Here is a 15130-nt window from a genome sequence, read left to right as displayed (position 1 = left end):
CTAGTCCGTCTCGCGAGCCTCAGCAGGCGTTGCGGGCAACAGGCAACACATTGTTGTCGCGGGTATTGCAGACGCTCCACACCGCCGGAGCGGCACAGCCGTTGAGCTGCTAAAACGCAACCCGGCGCCACTCGCCACGACGATGACCGACCGCCCTGGAGCCCGCCATGCACGACCGCCGAGCTCGCCGGTCAGCTCCCCGACAAACTGGCCACGCTCGTCCGAGTGGCTGGGCTGCGGTTCCCTGATGAGCCCGAGCCGGACGATCTGCAACCACAGAGCGGAGGGGGCGCGTGATGGTAGGTCCAGCTAGCCGGGCGGGTGCCAGCCGTGTGTGAGGAGGTCGAAGATCTCCTCGACGGCCGGTCGGGGATCCTGCCGGCCTCGGGTGAGTGGCGGTATCGCCAGAATGAACCGGGCGAGTGCCTGGCAGGCGATGTTGTCGTGACTTACGCCGGCGTCATCGGCGATGGCCGCGCTGAGGGCGGCGGCGTGCCGGGTCCACATGCGTTCGGCATACTCCTGCAGGGCCGGTGTGGAGTCCACGAGATCGGTGAATTCGGCCCAGCGCGGGTGGGTCGCGACCGGGAGCCAGGACGTGAGGACGTGCTCGCGGAGCGCATCGACGATGCCCTGGCCGGCGGGGCGTTGACGTACCGCGGCGACCAACTCCGCCTCTTGGTCTTCGTCCTGGTCGAAGACCAGTGCCTCCTTGCCCGGGAAGTGCTTGAACAGCGTTGTGGTCGACACGTCGGCCGCTTCGGCGATGTCTCTGATGCTCACCCGGTCGTAGCCTCGCGCAAGGAACAGCTGCAGGGCGGCGTCGGCGATCGCTTGACGGGTTGCCGCCTTCTTGCGTTCGCGGCGACCGACGACAGGTGGCTTGTCCATGCGCACACCCTACCCAAAAGTGGTCACCGACAATTAGTGGACCGATTGCACTTTTCTACTCGTTCTGCTTTTCTGGGGTGGCGGGGTTGCCTCCAGCTCTCGGGGACGACGTGCACGAGCAGCCGCAGTGTGCGACCGGGTGGTGTGAACAGCCCGACGCAGCGGCGGCATCACAGGAATCGGCAGGCGAACACGGCTTGCGGCCCCGCGCGCTACAGGGAGTCGCGTCCGCAATCCCGCCGCGGCTCGCACACAGTCATGAACAAGAGGATCAGCCATGAACTCGCCAGCACCGTCCACCGCGAGGATCAGCATCATCGGAGCAGGTCCCGGTGGCCTCACCGCTGCCCGCATCTTGCAGAAGCACGGCATCCCCGTGACGGTCTATGACCGCGACCCGCACCCGGCGGCGCGCAACCAGGGCGGCACCCTCGATCTGCACGCCGACGACGGGCAGCTCGCCCTGCGCGAGGCCGGCCTGCTCGACGAGTTCTTCAGGCTGGCACGCCCGGAGGGACAGGAGATGCGCCTCCTGGATCTGACGGGGCGGATCCTGGGCCATCACGTCCCGGCCGAAGGCGAGCTCTTCAAACCGGAGATCGACCGGGGCCAGTTGCGCGATCTGCTGCTCAACTCGCTGGAGCCGGGGACCGTGCAGTGGGACCACGCCGTCGAGAAGGTCAGCGGCCCGGCCGATGGCCCGCGGCGGGTGCACTTCCTCGATGGCACGACCGTCGAGACAGACCTGGTCGTCGGTGCCGACGGTGCGTTCTCCCGAGTCCGCCCGGCGGTGTCGCCGGCCGCGCCGCTGTACACCGGGGTCAGCTTCCTGGAGGCTCGGTTCCAGGATGTCGAGAACGCGCACCCCGACCTCGCCGCGCTCGTCGGCCAGGGGAGCGCCACCGCAGCCGACGGCGACCGCGCTCTGTTCGCCCAGCGCAACAGCGCCGACCACATCCGGGTCTACATCATCCAGCGCCTGCCCGCCGACTGGATCACCGCGAGCGGTCTGCACGCCGGCGACACCGCCGGGATCCGTGCCCGGCTGCTCGACGCCTTCTCCGGCTGGTCGCCACCCATGCTCCGGATGATCACCGACAACGACGGACCGTACGTCGATCGTCCGTTGTTCGCCCTGCCGGTCCCACACACCTGGGAACCCACGCCGACCGTGACCCTGCTCGGCGACGCCGCCCACCTCATGCCCCCGCTGGGCGTCGGCGCCAACCTGGCCATGCTCGACGCCTGCGAACTCGCCCTCGCGCTGGCCGGCTCCACCACGGTCGCCGACGCCATCGCCACCTACGAAAAGACCATGCTCCCCCGTGCGACGGACACGGCCCGGACCCTCGAAAACGGCGCCGAGGCCCTGCTCGAGCGACACGACAGCAGCGACATCGCAGGGTTCGGCCCGCCCCAGCGCTGACCGGTCAACACCCTACTTCAGGCACTGTTGCATGGTCTTCAATCGCGAGCCCGTGATCGGGCAGACCCGGATCTCGCGGCCCTCCTCGTCGAAGACCTTCCGGCGCCCCAAGGGCCGGTCGAGCGTGACGGGCACAAAGACGACCCCGCCGGTACCGATGTAAGCACGCGGCCAGAACTCGTCCCGCCATTTCTCCAGCAGCGTGCGCTCACGTCGCGGGCAGACGTCGCGAAGCACCACCCGGACCCGCACGCTCGTCTCGGACTCGGCAGCTTCGGCTTCGTCGGCCTTGAGGCATTCCGTGGAGTTCGTCCCGCTGACCGCGTGCAGGATGAGGGCCCTTCCTTCCACCTCGACGGTGTCGATCCACCCATTGAAGGGTGGTTCAGCCGGCCGAGACTCCCGTATGGAGGCCGCCATGGAGATCGCGACGGCCAGCACCAGGAGGCAGCACATGCGCCACAGGAAGGACGGGCTCAGGGGATTCATTTCTTGTAGCGGCCTTCATCACGCCATGGAAGTCGGTGAAGTCCAGATGTTAACCGGACACACCCCCGGCGCGGGCTTCGGCGGTGTTCTTGAGGTCTTTCAGCCAGGCCTCGAGACCTTTTCCGAGGAAGTCGGTGGCGAGGGGCACGTTGGTCTCGATCTGGTCGCCGGCATGGGTCTCCTCGGTGCGTACGAGGACGCCGCCCTTGACCTTGGTGAAGGTCCAGACGTGGACGCCCCGGTCGATGCGCAGTCCTTTGCCGATCGCGGGCCCGGTCCAGCGGATGCACGTGTGGTGCTGAAGTTGGCGGACGGTGGAGGTGATGACCAGCGTGGTGGGCGGGCTGATGGGAGTGGCGGGCACCGGAGTGGTCCACCGGAACTGCGAGTGCTTCCGGAGCGGGCCCGGGTCCAGGCGCTTCATGCTGGTCACGGGCTCCTGCCAGGTCGGCCAGCGTTCCACATCGGTCTGCAGTTTCCAGATGGTGCTCAGCGGCGCCTTGATCAAGGTCTCGGTCCGGTACCGGATCTTCGCGGTGGGGTCGACACCTTCCCCGCGGCACTGGACTCCACCGCCGTGGTGAGCGTCGGCGTGACGGGCGGCCTGGGGCTGTGCGGTGACGGCCTGCGCGGCGGGGACGTTGCCTGCGAGTACGCCGGTTGCGGCGAGCGAGATCGTGAGCGCGGTGATGCGTGCGCGGGTCCGGAATTGCTGACCGGAGGAGTTCAACAGGCTGTTGCTGGACATGGTCATGGAGATTCCTTTGGTTCTGAGGGAACGGGACTGAACGCGCAGGGGGTGCTGCGCGCCAGGAGGGCAGCAGGGCGCCGGAGAGGTGGGAGAGAAGCGGCCGGACGGCGATCACGTCGCCGTGCTGCAGGGCAGCGAAGACCTGGGTGAGGTCGGTGCGCAGCCGGGCCTGGACCCGGTGCTCGGCCGAAGCTTCTCCGGCCCAGATCGCGGCGCCGGTTTGGGCAGGGCGTGCCACAGTCGAGAGCCGGCCGAGCAGCGTTGAGCCCTCGTTGCTGCGGGTGGAGGCGCTGCCGTAGGAGTCGAGGGTGCCGCCGGGGGCAGGAGTCGACGACGCCGCGGCCGCCGATGTGGTCGAAGACGGCGTCCACCCGCCGGAAGCGGGCACGCTGCTTCAGCGCCGGGCGCGAAGGATGGCCACGATGAGCGCGGCGGAGGCGGCGACGATCAAAGCGACGAACGCGGGGTGAATGTCCTTGGACAGGCTCGGCGCGCCGTCGGGCCGCGTCAGCCAGACGACGAGCGGGATCGCGTACGTGACGGCGAGGAGTGCGGCGGCCCAGCGAACCGTCCGGTCGCGGGCGTGGCGGAGAGCGCCGACCAGCGCGATCGTGACCGGGACGATCGCCAGCAGGGCGAACTGGCCCAGCACCATGACGGGGACCGCCCAGGAGGAGACGGTCACCGCCAGCGGAGTGCGCCGATCGGTGCGGGCGGGTGACGTGGACACGGTCGTCATGGTGTTTCCCTTCGTCTGCCGAGTGCGCGGCAGCGAACCCCGTGCCGCGCACCAGCGATGAGCTAGAGGCTCATGCTTGCGTTAGATGCTATAGCGAAACGAGAGGGAGAGCAACTAAGGTTCGCGATAGCCTCTAACTGAATCTTCAAGATGTAGCCGCTCGGGCGGGAAGGGAGACGGTGGGGTGAGAAACTCTCACTGTGCGAGATCGCCGGGATCGTGGCGTGCGTGATGGAATGCGGCTCTGATTTCGGAGACCAGAAGATCTGGCTGTTCCAGACCGGGGAAGTGGCCACCCCTGTCCAGTTCGTTCCATGACCGGAGGTCGTGGTAGCGGCGCTCGGCCCAGCGCCGGGCGGTCGGCCACGGCTCGGCCGGGAACAGCGAACAGGCGGTGGGCACCGTCACCGGTTGTGCGTTCTCTTCTTCGGCACTGCGTGGTACCCACCGCATGGCCTCCCAGTACCAGCGAGCACTGGAGGCACCCGTCCCGGTCAGCCAGTACAGGGCGATGTTGTCCACTTGCTGCGACACGCTCACCCCACCGCCGGCCTCCGGTCGGGTGTCGGAGTAGGCGGCGAACTTCTCGCCGAGCCACGCCGCCAGGCCGGCAGGCGAGTCGAGCAGGGAGTAGCCGAGCGTCTGCGGGCGCGTGCTCATGATCATCCCGAAGCCGTATCCGTCCGCAAGATGCATATCACGCCGCTTCAGCATGCGTTGTTCCGCCGGGTCCGGAGAGATCCGGTCGTCCGGCAGGGGAGAGGCGAGCGGCATCGTCAGGTGCAGGCCGGTGACGCGCTCGGGCACCAGGCGCGCCAGCTCGGTGCTGACGAACGCGCCCCAGTCTCCGCCGTGCGCGCCGAACCGCTCGTAGCCGAGCACGGTCATCAGCTCGGCCCACGCCCGCGCCGTGCGGCCGGGGTGCCAGCCGCGCTCGCGTGGACGATCGCTGAACCCGAACCCCGGCAGGGACGGGACGACCACGTGGAAGGCGTCACTCGCGGAACCGCCATGGGCGACCGGATCACTGAGCGGCCCGAGGACGTTCTCAAATTCGAGGACGGAGCCCGGCCAGCCATGGGTCAGCAACAAGGGGCGCGCTGTGGGTTCGGGCGAGCGCACGTGCCAGAACGCGACATGCAGGCCGTCGAGGCGCACGCGGTAGTGCGGAATCGCGTTCCACCGGTCTTCCCTGGCCCGCCAGTCGTGCTGTCGCCAGGCGTCCAGCAGCATCCTCAGCTGATCCAACTCGATACCCTGCGTGGCGTCCGGCACCGTTTCGGGCTCGGGAAGCCGAACCCCGTCAAGACGAGCCCGCAGGTCCGTCAAGTCGCGGTCGGGAATGTGAATGGGGTAGGGCTCGATCTCAGGCGTTGTCGCCGTGTTTTCAGACATGGACGAAACCCTAGGAACGGGTCACCCGCGGGTCCATGCCGGAGATTGCCGGGAGAGCGGTCAGGAATTGCGATATGCCGAGGGACGGGTGCCGGTGTGCCGCAGGAAGGCCGTCGACAGAGCACCGGGACTGGCGAAACCGCAGAGCGGCGCGATCTGGGCGACCGTGAGGTCGGTATCCCGCAGCAGGCGTTGCGCCTTCTCGATCCGCAATCGGGTGAGGAACCTGTGGGGCGTTTCTCCTGTTGCCCGGCTGAACACGCGGACGAGGTGGTACACGCTGAGATACACGTCGTCCGCGATGTCGGCCAGGGTGAGCGGTTCGGCCAGTCGGTCCTGCATGAGGGCGATCGCCGCGCGGACGCGTGTGTCCTCCCGCACCGGCGCCCGTTGGCCGGGTAGCCGGGAATGGCGGGTGAGCAGGTGCACGGCCAGGAAGGCGGCCGCGGACTCGGCGTACAGGTCGCCGGTCTCGTCCGCGGAGCCGACGGCGCGGACGGCCTCCTCGATCAGCGGATCGCCGGCGGCCACGGACGCCGCCATACTCGCATAGTCCACCGCGCGGCCACCCAGCCGCTCCGCGGTCTGTTCGACGGCGCCTCGCGGGATATGGACCTGCACGCTGCGCAACGGGCCGTCCCCACGATAGCGGCGGAGGGCGGGCTGGTCCGGGACGCCCAGCTCGAGCCGCCCCGGTACCCAGGTGTGGCGGCTCCATCGACCACCGATCCGCGTCTCCATCACGGTCCGGCCTCCTATGGGCAGTATCAGGTGCAGGTCCGCCGCGGCCGGCAACTCCATCTCTTCGACGAGCGGGACGTGGTCGAACCGTTGCACGAGCAAGGACTGCCAGCCGAGCTTCTCCCAGCTGCAGTGGGTCCGCCGAACGTATCGATTCATGTCGAAACCGGCATAAGGCTGGAGATCGAATTGAACGGAGTCGAACACCATGCGGCCGAGGCTAACGGCATATGCCGCAGATCTGGATACCCGAGCCTCTCCGGGACGGCCGTCTCAACGAACTCCGGGCACCGCAGCTCGACAGCTTGCGCCGCCCGGACTTGCCCGAGATGGGATAACTTCACGGCCATCTGTTCGAGCTTGGTCAGCAGCGTCCGAAGTGCGCGGCATGCTGTCGGGCGTGGAGGTCAGCGTCCGCAAGCCCGGAGACGAAGCGGGGGAGTGGGGGCGATGGTGACGGCACGTCCTGACAGCCTGCTCAGCCGCCTGGCCCGCTTCGTCCCTGCCAGGACTCCCGCTGCACGCAGGACACCCGTCATGCTGGGCTCCACGGCCGTTGCAGATCTTGGTTCTTCACAGATATGAAGATCCATGACGGCCGTTCCCGTGCCCAGCGACTCCGCCGCGTGCCATCCGAACGTGATCAATCAGTGACGGGCGCGCGAGGGATGCTCTGACGTCCCGCCCGGAGCCCACCCCTGGTCAGGGCCGGAAGCTGGCTCGGTACTCCGTGGGTGTGCGGGCGGTCAGCTGTCGGAACGCGGCGTTGAACGCCGACAGTGAGGTGTAGCCGACCGTGAATGCGATTGTGGTGATCGGAGTGTCGCCCGCAGCCAGTTCTTCGATCGCGCGCAGCACCCGCATCCGGCGCAGGACTGCCCGCCACGTCATGCCGGTCTCATCCTCGAAGCGCCGCGCCAGCGACCGTGGCGCCAAGCCCACCTCCTCTGCCACGTCCTCGAAGCTGATCTCGCCGCCGAGCCGTTGCTCGGTCAACTGCAGGGCTCGGCGTAGCTCCGGTGACCGCCCCGCCGGCACGACGACTGGACTCGGCCGCTCCGCGAGCCGCCAGCTCACTGCGGCGAGCGTGGTGAACAGCGTCTCGGCGTACGCCGTAAGAGGTTCGTCGCTCTCTCCCCAGGTGCCGCACTCGTTCACCAGTGCGCGTGCCAGAGGACTGAGGTCGAATACGGTCAACGGTGCTGGCGGGGCCGGGGTGAATCCGGTGTCGAACAACACCGACGCGGTCGTGACCGGCTGCGGGATGCTCACCTGTATCGCCTGGCCCGCCTCGATCAAGGCGGCCCGTGCCGGCGGCAGCAGCCACGCCTGGCCCTGCGCCTCGAGCCGTAGGGCACCGGCCGAGGCGCAGAGCAGGTAGTGGCGGTCCACCTTGAGCGCGCGAGCGGGCTCCTGCGGGAACGTGCGAACGAAGCTGTACGCCTTCCGGGTCATCCGCAGCCTCGCATGAACCGATCGTAGGGAGTCGCCATGACACCGATCAGGCGACGGTCTCCAGCAACTCCGCGTGAAAGCGCCGGCTCACCGGCGACCCGACCATCATCGGCCGAAGCACCTCGCCAGAGCGTGCGAAGGAGTCCGACTTCAGGTAGCCGCCAAACGACTCCTCGTCGTCCCATTCGTGGATCACGGTTACTCTGGTCTCGTCCTCCCGGGAGGCGTACGCCTGAAAGGCGACGTTACCTGGCATCGCGCGCACCTCGTCGCGCACGCTGTCGAGCTGGGCCAGGGCAGCCGCACGGTCGGCCGTGGCGGTATCGAAGTCGACAATGGCAATGATCACGAGGACCTCCTGGATCGGGGCGGTTACTGCCGCTCGGGGATGTCCCGATCCTCACACCGACACGGTCCGGTCGGCTTCCGTGAGCCGGACGCGTTCACGCTTCCAACGGACACACCCACTCGCAACATCCAGGCCCTCGGCGGCCTGCTTGCCGGGTACACCGCGACGCTGACCACGGATCCCATCGCACGCTCTGGCGAGGTGCTTCGGCCGACGAACCCCCAGCCGCTGTCGATCACGAGGTCGTCAAAACGCAAGGCGTGATCTGACCACGCTATGTGCGGTTCGCGCAGGTAAGCGCCTGGTCAGGGTCTCCAAGCGGCGGAGATGCTGCCTGGCCGGGCGTGGGGGCTTCGGTCGGGTGCCCGTCCCGCGCGAAACCTGTTCATACGGCCTGGTTCCTGGGCTCAGCCATGGGCGGGAGCGCCTCGATCGCAGCCTGGTCGCTTGACCGGTTCGGACTGCGGTTCTTCCTTGGTAAGCAGTTCGGGCGGCAGGGTGGGCGCGTCAGGTCAACCGGCCTGAGCAGCTCGTCGGTTTGAAGGTTCCGTCCTATAGTTCCTCTGGAATTGCGAGGAAGTTTCAATCGAAGGTTCAACGATACCGTTGAAGGCATGGTTACTGGCAGCAAGGACACCGCCCCTTCCGCATCCGCGGCCCCGGCCGATCCGGACCTCGTTGAGACTCCGGCCCCTGCGCAGAAGGATGACTCCACGACGATCGAGCTCAGCCTGTCCGAACTCCGCGAGGTCGCCGGCTACGCGGTGGCGTGCGCGCGGCCTGCATTGGCGATCTTCGAACGTGAATGCCCTGACGATCGGCGCCCACGAGCCGCGATCGACGCTGCGCAGGCGTTCGCGGACGGAGCCAAGCGGACCAAGGTGCTACGTGACAACGCGTGGGCGGCGCACCGGGCGGCTCAGGAGACCCGCGACGCAGGGCAGGCTGCGGCGAGCGATGCCGCGCGCGCGGCCGCCAACGCGTGCGGTGCGGCGTTCCTCCACCCCCTGGCAAAAGCTACTCAGGTCAAGCACATCCTCGGATCGGCCGCTCATGCCGCACGAGCGTTCGAACTCGCCGCCGGAGACGATCCCACCGTCGCAGCCGACCACATCGCGCAGTCGCGGATCCTTGCGAAGCCCGTCGTGGTGGACGTCCTGAGGCGCTACCCGGTCGCCCCGAGCGGCGGTGGGCGGGTCGGAGAACTGATCCGTCAGTTGGACACGTCGCTCCGGTGATCCCCGACGGTGTGCTGACGGACGAGTTCCGTCGACCATGAGCCGGGGCAGGCAACCCAGGCTCCCCGCCTCACAAGGCGAACACTGCTCGAACTCCAAGACGCCAGGCCCCACACGGACAACGTCGCACTTCTTGTAGCGCTCGTCCGCCGGCGGTTGCGGATGCCTCCCAGGGGGTCGGGGAGCCGTGGACCCCGCCTGGGTCACACGGCTGCGCCGGGGCCTGGCACCAGGTCGACGTCGCCTGCGTGCATCGGCTGGCCGCAGTGGGCGCAGCGCAGGTCGACACTGCTGATCTCACCGCACGCGTGATGGCGGTAGAGCACTGGCGGGCCGGCCTCGCCCGCGAGCCACTTGTCCCCCCAGCCGACCATGACCATGAGCAGGTCGACGAGCTCAGCGCCCTTCTGTGTCAGGTGGTACTCGTAGCGCGGCCGCTGATCGTAGGGACGGCGCTCGAGCACGCCCTGGTCGATGAGGTGGTTCAGCCGCTCGGTCAGCACCTTGCGCGAGACTCCGAGGTCGGCCTGAAGTTGGTCGAACCGTCTCAACCCGGCGTAGACGTCACGCAGGACCAGCGGTGACCACGGCTCCCCGATCACGTCGAGGGTGCGCGCGATGGAGCAGGCCATCTCCCCGAACTTCGTGCGTTGCATGAAGGGAGTCTAGCAATTGGAGTTCCCTCAGGGAACTCTGAATGCTACGCTCATGGAGTCTCTTGAAGGAACTTCGGGAAGGATCACGGCGATGAGCAAGGTCTTCAGCGCCCCGGCGGCATCGCGACCGCGGGGGCTCGTCGACGAGGTGATCCTCCACCAGGTGCCGATCCTGCTCGGCGGCGGCCGACCCTTCTTCGAGGCGCTCCCCGAGCATGTGCGCCTCCGCCTCGTCGAAGCCGTCCCGGCGCCAGGCGGTCACCCACCTCCACTACGAGGTCGAGCGATGGACCTCGCCGCCGGCGGCCCCGCGATGACCGGCGCCCACACCGCCCGGGCGCTGCTCGGCCTGGGCGAGGAGGTCCTCGTCACCCGACACCGCAACCGGAACGCAGTCGCCGACCCCCGCTAGAAGCCCACCCGAACCAACACAGAACCCATGCCAGGAGATGACCACGATGCTCGACCCCGACGTGCGCCGCGTGCTCGACGGCACCCCGATCGCCCACCTTGCCAGCGTCCTCCCCGACGGCGCTCCCCACTCCGTCCCTGTCTGGATCGGCACGGACGGCGACCATGTCGCGATCCTCACCGGCCCACGCTCCCGGAAGGCCCGCAACCTGCGGCGTGACCCGCGGGTCGCGCTCTCCCTGACGCCAGCCGACAACCCGTTCCAGCCGGTCATCGTCCGTGGCAGGGTCGTCGAGTGGATCGAGGGCGACGCCGCCTGGGAGATCGTCGACCGGATCTCGACGAAGTACACCGGCGGTCCCTACGCACGCGGCGAGGAACGGGTCATCGCGCTCATCGAGCCCGATCGACAGAGCGCGGGCTGAGGCGCCTCGTCGGGGTGTCGTCGAGACTCGAGTCACGAGGTGCACGCGACCATCAGCGACGGCGGTCGTTCGGCGCGAGCAACGCGGTCAGTGCGCCCTTAAAGCAGCCGCGGAAGCAAGCGGGCGGTGCCGCCGCAGCGGTGGCACCGCCGTGCGCGCCCTCACCCATCCCTGGCTCGGTCACACGTCCCAGGTGACCGGGAGGCTCTTCATCCCGTAGATGTCCGCGGTCTCCGGGCGCAGGGCAACCTCTTCGGCCGGTACGGCCAGGCGCAGGGTGGGGAAGCGGTTGAGCAGTGCGGTGAAGGCGACGCGCATCTCGACGCGGGCCAGTTGCTGGCCCAGGCACTGGTGGATGCCGTGGCCGAAGGCCAGGTGCCCGCCGTCCTGCCTGCGCAGGTCGAGCAGGTGGGGGTCGGTGAAGTGCTCGGGGTCGCGGTTGGCGGTGTTGTACGACAGCATGACCGTCGTGCCGGCCTTGATGGTCTGGCCGCCGACCTCGACGTCCTCCAGCGCCGTCCGGAAGGCGGTCTTGGCGACGGTCAGATACCGCATCAGCTCCTCCACGGCCCGCTCGGCGAGCCCGGGGTCGGCGCGCAGCGCGGCCAGCTGCGCCGGGTTGCGCAGCAGCGCGAAGGTGCCCAGCGCCAGCATGTTCGCCGTGGTGTCGAACCCGGCCGCCAGCAGGATCAGGGCGACACCTTTGAGTTCCTCATCGGTCAGATCGCTGTCGAGCAGGTCGCTGAGCACGTCGTCGGTGGGGTCGGCGCGCTTGGCCACCACCAGCTCCGCGAGGTACTGCTGGACCGCGGTGTAAGCGGCTATCAGGTCCTCATCGCTGGTCTCCCCGTCCATGAACTTGTCGATGTGCTCCTGGAAGGAGCCCCGGTCCTCGTACGGCACGCCCAGCAGCTCACAGATCACAACGGCGGGGATGGGCTTGGCGAACGCGGTCACCAGGTTCACCGGCGGCCCGGCCTTCTCCATCGCGTCCAGGTGCTCGGCGGTGATCTGCTCGACGCGCTCGGTGAGCAGCCGCATCCGCCGGACGGTGAACTTGCCCACCAGCGGTTTGCGGTAGCGGCTGTGCTGCGGATCGTCCATCAGCAGGAACTCGCCGGGCGGCGCCGGAGGGATCTCCATGCCGGTGACGTCGAAGGTCGGGTGGCGCATGAGCTCCTTGCGTGAGCTGAACCGCGGGTCGGCCAGGACCGACCGGACCAGGTCGTAGCCGGTGATCAGCCAGCCCTCGTATCCGCCGGCGAAGGGCATGCGGCTGATGGGGCCGTGCTCGCGGGCCTCGATCAGCTCCTTGGGCGGGTCGAAGGGACAGCCGGGCTGACGCGTCGTCGGCATCGTGGTGACGGTGTGGAGGGATTCACTCATGGCCATTCCTCGTTTCGCGATAGTACGTGTTTGGCGCTGCTCGAAAGCTACGTTGCATTCAGAATGACTGTCCATCGGCCGAAAGGCGTCTCCCTTATGTATGGCGGCAAGTTGACGCAATGACGCTGGGCGCGAATGCAATGCTGCGTTGCAATGAATATGTCGGCGGCACGCCACATCCGTGTCGGCGGCGGCGCGGACCGCCCGGTCTACGACGTCACGGATCGCCTGGACCACCACATTGGGGCGAGCTGCCTCTCCGCCACGCTGATCTGGACCAAGACAGACTCGATCAACACGGCCCTAGGAGATCTTGCGGCGGTAGGTGCTCATCGCGAAGGCGTAGGCGACGATGAGGATGCCGACGCACCAGGCCAAGGCGATCCAGATGTCGGTGCCGACCGGCTGCTGGGTGAACAGGGCACGGATGGCGTTGACGATGGAGGTCACCGGCTGGTTCTCGGCGAAGAAGCGGACCGGGCCGGGCATGGTGTCGGTGGGCACGAAGGCCGAGCTGAGGAACGGCAGGAAGATGAGCGGGTAGGAGAACGCGCTCGCGCCTTCCATGGTCTTGGCGGACAGGCCGGGGATGACGGCGATCCAGGTCAACGCCAGGGTGAACAGGATCAGGATGCCCGCCACCGACAACCACGCCAGCACTCCCGCCCCCGAGCGGAAGCCCATGAGCAGGGCCACGAGCATCACGACCACGAGCGAGACCAGATTGGCGACCAGCGAGGTCAGCACGTGCGCCCACAGCACGGACGAGCGCGCGGTCGGCATCGATTGGAAGCGTTCGAAGATGCCGCCCTTCATATCCATGAACAGCCGGTACGCGGTGTAGGCGATGCCCGAGGCGACCGTGATGAGCAGGATGCCGGGCAGCATGTAGTTCACATACGAATCCGACCCTGTTCTGATCGCGCCGCCGAACACGTAGACGAACATCAGCATCATGGCGATCGGCATGACCGCGGTCGTGATGATGGTGTCCGGGCTGCGCGTGATGTGGCGCAGGGACCGTCCCAGCAGGACGGCGGTGTCGCCGAAGAAATGCTTGGTCATCGTTGCTCCTTACGCGTCCGTGCCGACGTTGCGGTCATGGCCGTTCTTGCCGTTGTCACCGACGAGGGTGAGGAAGACGTCCTCGAGGGTCGGTTGCTTCTCGACGTATTCGACCTTGGCGGGCGGGAGCAGCTGCTTGAGCTCGGCCAGGGTGCCGTTGACGATGATCCGGCCTTCGTGCAGGATCGCGATCCGGTCGGCGAGTTGCTCGGCCTCGTCCAGATACTGCGTGGTGAGCAGCACCGTCGTGCCCTGGCCGGCGAGGTCCTTGACGGTCTGCCACACCTCGATGCGCGCCTGGGGGTCGAGCCCGGTCGTCGGCTCGTCGAGGAAGATGACCGGCGGATTGCCGATGAGGCTCATCGCGATGTCGAGGCGGCGGCGCATGCCTCCGGAATACGTCGACGCCTTCCGCGCGCCCGCGTCGGTGAGTGAGAAACGCTTCAGCAGGTCATCGGCGATCTTGCCCGGGTTCTTGAGGTGCCGCAGCCGGGCGACCAGCACGAGGTTCTCCCGCCCGCTGAGGATCTCGTCGACGGCGGCGAACTGTCCGGTGAGGCTGATGGACTCGCGCACGTCCGCCGGTTGCGTGGCGACGTCGAAGCCGTGGACGCGGGCGGTCCCCGCGTCGGCCTTGAGCAGCGTGGACAGGATTTTCACGGCCGTGGTCTTGCCCGCCCCGTTCGAGCCGAGCAGGGCGAAAATGCTGCCCCGCGCCACCTCGAAGTCCACGCCGCGCAGCACCTGCAGCTCTTTGTACGACTTCGTCAGGCCTTGCACGCGGATCGCAGGCCCCTGGACCTGATGGGCTGTCATTCGGATATCCGTTCTCTGTTTCGTCACGGCTTGTCGCCCGTGACGCGATCGATGGCGTTGGTCAGCCGTTCCCGCTCCCGGCGGATCCACGAACCCCCCGGGTAGTTGCGAAGAAACTCCTCGGCGAACTCCACAGGGTCTTCCCCGACGACATCGCGAAGCGGGGTTCCGTCGGCCGCGCTCTGCTCGAACAGATCGGCGAGATCCTCCAGCATCGCCAGAAGGCTTTCCGAGTCCCCCGGTCCGAAGAGCTGCGTGTACCGCTCCAGCGCTTCGATCGCCGTGTGATAGTTCGCGGGAAGCTGCTTCGTGCGTGCCTTGTACTGCCGGTAGCGCTTCTTGCCCTCGAGCGGCCCGGTGACCATCTCCAGGTACTGCCGCAAGCGGCTCTTCGGCTCGGCCGGCTCTGTGGCCATGGCTACTCGCCTCCTTCATGGAGCTGTTCGAGCCGTTCCGTGAGGAAGCTCCAGGTCCTCCAGAACTCTTCGAGATGCGCCCGTCCCTGAGCGTTGAGGGAGTACACCTTGCGCGGCGGCCCCTTCTCGGACGGGACCTTCTCCACGTCGACGAGCCCGCGCTGCTCGATCCTGACGAGCAGCGCGTAGATGGTGCCCTCGGCGATGTCGGAGAAGCCCCGATCCCGCAGCCACGCCGTGATCTCGTAGCCGTACGCGGGCCGGCCCGACAGGATCGCCAGGACGATGCCCTCCAACACGCCCTTGAGCATCTCCGTCAGCTGCTTGCCCATGGAGCACCCCCCTTCAGCTATTCAATGTTGCTGACTACTGGTACATAGTAACGCTGAATAGCTGAGATGCAAGGCGAGACCGCAAGCGTGTGGATGCGGGCGGCCTGATCGCTGCTCGTGAGCCAGCCCGCCACCACCCCCTTAGAAGA

General features: G+C 67.7%; 18 protein-coding genes. 4 read left to right on the top strand and 14 right to left on the bottom strand.

Annotation, left to right across the window (positions count from 1 at the left end):
• Positions 1–309: 309 nt before the first annotated feature.
• Positions 310–891, bottom strand: coding sequence for a TetR/AcrR family transcriptional regulator (locus ABT294_RS34620; RefSeq protein ID WP_350810622.1), 582 nt, complete (start codon positions 889–891; stop codon positions 310–312).
• Positions 892–1168: 277 nt separating this feature from the next.
• Between ABT294_RS34620 and ABT294_RS34615 the strand changes: the two genes are divergently transcribed.
• Positions 1169–2317 carry an FAD-dependent oxidoreductase gene (locus tag ABT294_RS34615; protein ID WP_350810539.1) on the top strand — a complete coding sequence of 383 codons (1149 nt, stop codon included), beginning with the start codon at positions 1169–1171 and terminating at the stop codon, positions 2315–2317.
• Positions 2318–2329: 12 nt separating this feature from the next.
• Here ABT294_RS34615 and ABT294_RS34610 read toward each other — a convergent pair whose 3' ends face one another.
• From ABT294_RS34610 to ABT294_RS34580, 7 genes are all read right to left on the bottom strand, one after another.
• The gene (locus ABT294_RS34610; protein WP_350810538.1) at positions 2330–2758 is read right to left on the bottom strand and encodes a hypothetical protein; all 429 of its coding nucleotides are present in this window, start codon (positions 2756–2758) and stop codon (positions 2330–2332) included.
• Positions 2759–2855: 97 nt separating this feature from the next.
• Positions 2856–3560, bottom strand: a complete 705-nt coding sequence (locus ABT294_RS34605; protein WP_350810537.1) for an SRPBCC family protein — start codon at positions 3558–3560, stop codon at positions 2856–2858.
• A 391-nt stretch (positions 3561–3951) separates the two neighbouring features.
• Entirely contained in the window at positions 3952–4296 is a 345-nt protein-coding gene (locus ABT294_RS34600; RefSeq protein WP_350810536.1) for a hypothetical protein, read from the bottom strand.
• Between the two features lie 195 nt (positions 4297–4491).
• A complete protein-coding gene (locus tag ABT294_RS34595) occupies positions 4492–5691 on the bottom strand; it encodes an epoxide hydrolase family protein (protein ID WP_350810535.1) in 1200 nt (399 codons plus the stop codon).
• A 60-nt stretch (positions 5692–5751) separates the two neighbouring features.
• Positions 5752–6642, bottom strand: coding sequence for an AraC family transcriptional regulator (locus ABT294_RS34590; RefSeq protein WP_350810534.1), 891 nt, complete (start codon positions 6640–6642; stop codon positions 5752–5754).
• Between the two features lie 492 nt (positions 6643–7134).
• Complete coding sequence (locus ABT294_RS34585) at positions 7135–7887, bottom strand: AraC family transcriptional regulator (RefSeq protein WP_350810533.1); 753 nt, start codon at positions 7885–7887, stop codon at positions 7135–7137.
• Positions 7888–7933: 46 nt separating this feature from the next.
• Positions 7934–8236, bottom strand: a complete 303-nt coding sequence (locus ABT294_RS34580; protein ID WP_350810532.1) for a putative quinol monooxygenase — start codon at positions 8234–8236, stop codon at positions 7934–7936.
• Between the two features lie 614 nt (positions 8237–8850).
• Between ABT294_RS34580 and ABT294_RS34575 the strand changes: the two genes are divergently transcribed.
• Positions 8851–9474, top strand: a complete 624-nt coding sequence (locus ABT294_RS34575; protein WP_350810531.1) for a putative immunity protein — start codon at positions 8851–8853, stop codon at positions 9472–9474.
• Between the two features lie 203 nt (positions 9475–9677).
• On the opposite strand, the gene ABT294_RS34570 is transcribed toward ABT294_RS34575, so the two are convergent.
• Positions 9678–10130 (bottom strand): winged helix-turn-helix transcriptional regulator, encoded by a 453-nt coding sequence (locus tag ABT294_RS34570; RefSeq protein ID WP_350810530.1) that lies wholly within the window; start codon positions 10128–10130, stop codon positions 9678–9680.
• Positions 10131–10221: 91 nt separating this feature from the next.
• Here ABT294_RS34570 and ABT294_RS34565 point away from each other — a divergent pair, with 91 nt between their 5' ends.
• Together ABT294_RS34565 and ABT294_RS34560 are read left to right on the top strand one after the other, a co-directional pair.
• The gene (locus ABT294_RS34565) at positions 10222–10542 is read left to right on the top strand and encodes a dihydrofolate reductase family protein (protein ID WP_350810529.1); all 321 of its coding nucleotides are present in this window, start codon (positions 10222–10224) and stop codon (positions 10540–10542) included.
• Between the two features lie 37 nt (positions 10543–10579).
• Positions 10580–10966, top strand: coding sequence for a PPOX class F420-dependent oxidoreductase (locus ABT294_RS34560; protein ID WP_350810528.1), 387 nt, complete (start codon positions 10580–10582; stop codon positions 10964–10966).
• Positions 10967–11146: 180 nt separating this feature from the next.
• On the opposite strand, the gene ABT294_RS34555 is transcribed toward ABT294_RS34560, so the two are convergent.
• The 5 genes from ABT294_RS34555 to ABT294_RS34535 all read right to left on the bottom strand — a co-directional run bounded on the left by ABT294_RS34555 (position 11147) and on the right by ABT294_RS34535 (position 14981).
• Entirely contained in the window at positions 11147–12352 is a 1206-nt protein-coding gene (locus ABT294_RS34555) for a cytochrome P450 (RefSeq protein ID WP_350810527.1), read from the bottom strand.
• A gap of 303 nt (positions 12353–12655) precedes the next feature.
• Positions 12656–13417 (bottom strand): ABC transporter permease, encoded by a 762-nt coding sequence (locus ABT294_RS34550; RefSeq protein ID WP_350810526.1) that lies wholly within the window; start codon positions 13415–13417, stop codon positions 12656–12658.
• A 9-nt stretch (positions 13418–13426) separates the two neighbouring features.
• Complete coding sequence (locus ABT294_RS34545) at positions 13427–14233, bottom strand: ABC transporter ATP-binding protein (RefSeq protein WP_350810525.1); 807 nt, start codon at positions 14231–14233, stop codon at positions 13427–13429.
• 23 nt (positions 14234–14256) lie between these two features.
• Positions 14257–14649 carry a DUF1048 domain-containing protein gene (locus ABT294_RS34540; protein ID WP_350810524.1) on the bottom strand — a complete coding sequence of 131 codons (393 nt, stop codon included), beginning with the start codon at positions 14647–14649 and terminating at the stop codon, positions 14257–14259.
• 2 nt (positions 14650–14651) lie between these two features.
• A complete protein-coding gene (locus ABT294_RS34535; RefSeq protein ID WP_350810523.1) occupies positions 14652–14981 on the bottom strand; it encodes a PadR family transcriptional regulator in 330 nt (109 codons plus the stop codon).
• Between the last annotated feature and the right edge of the window lie 149 nt (positions 14982–15130).

The organism is Nonomuraea sp. NPDC000554 (assembly GCF_040300065.1).
Lineage (GTDB): Bacteria > Actinomycetota > Actinomycetes > Streptosporangiales > Streptosporangiaceae > Nonomuraea.
This window is presented reverse-complemented; position numbering and strand designations above follow the sequence as displayed.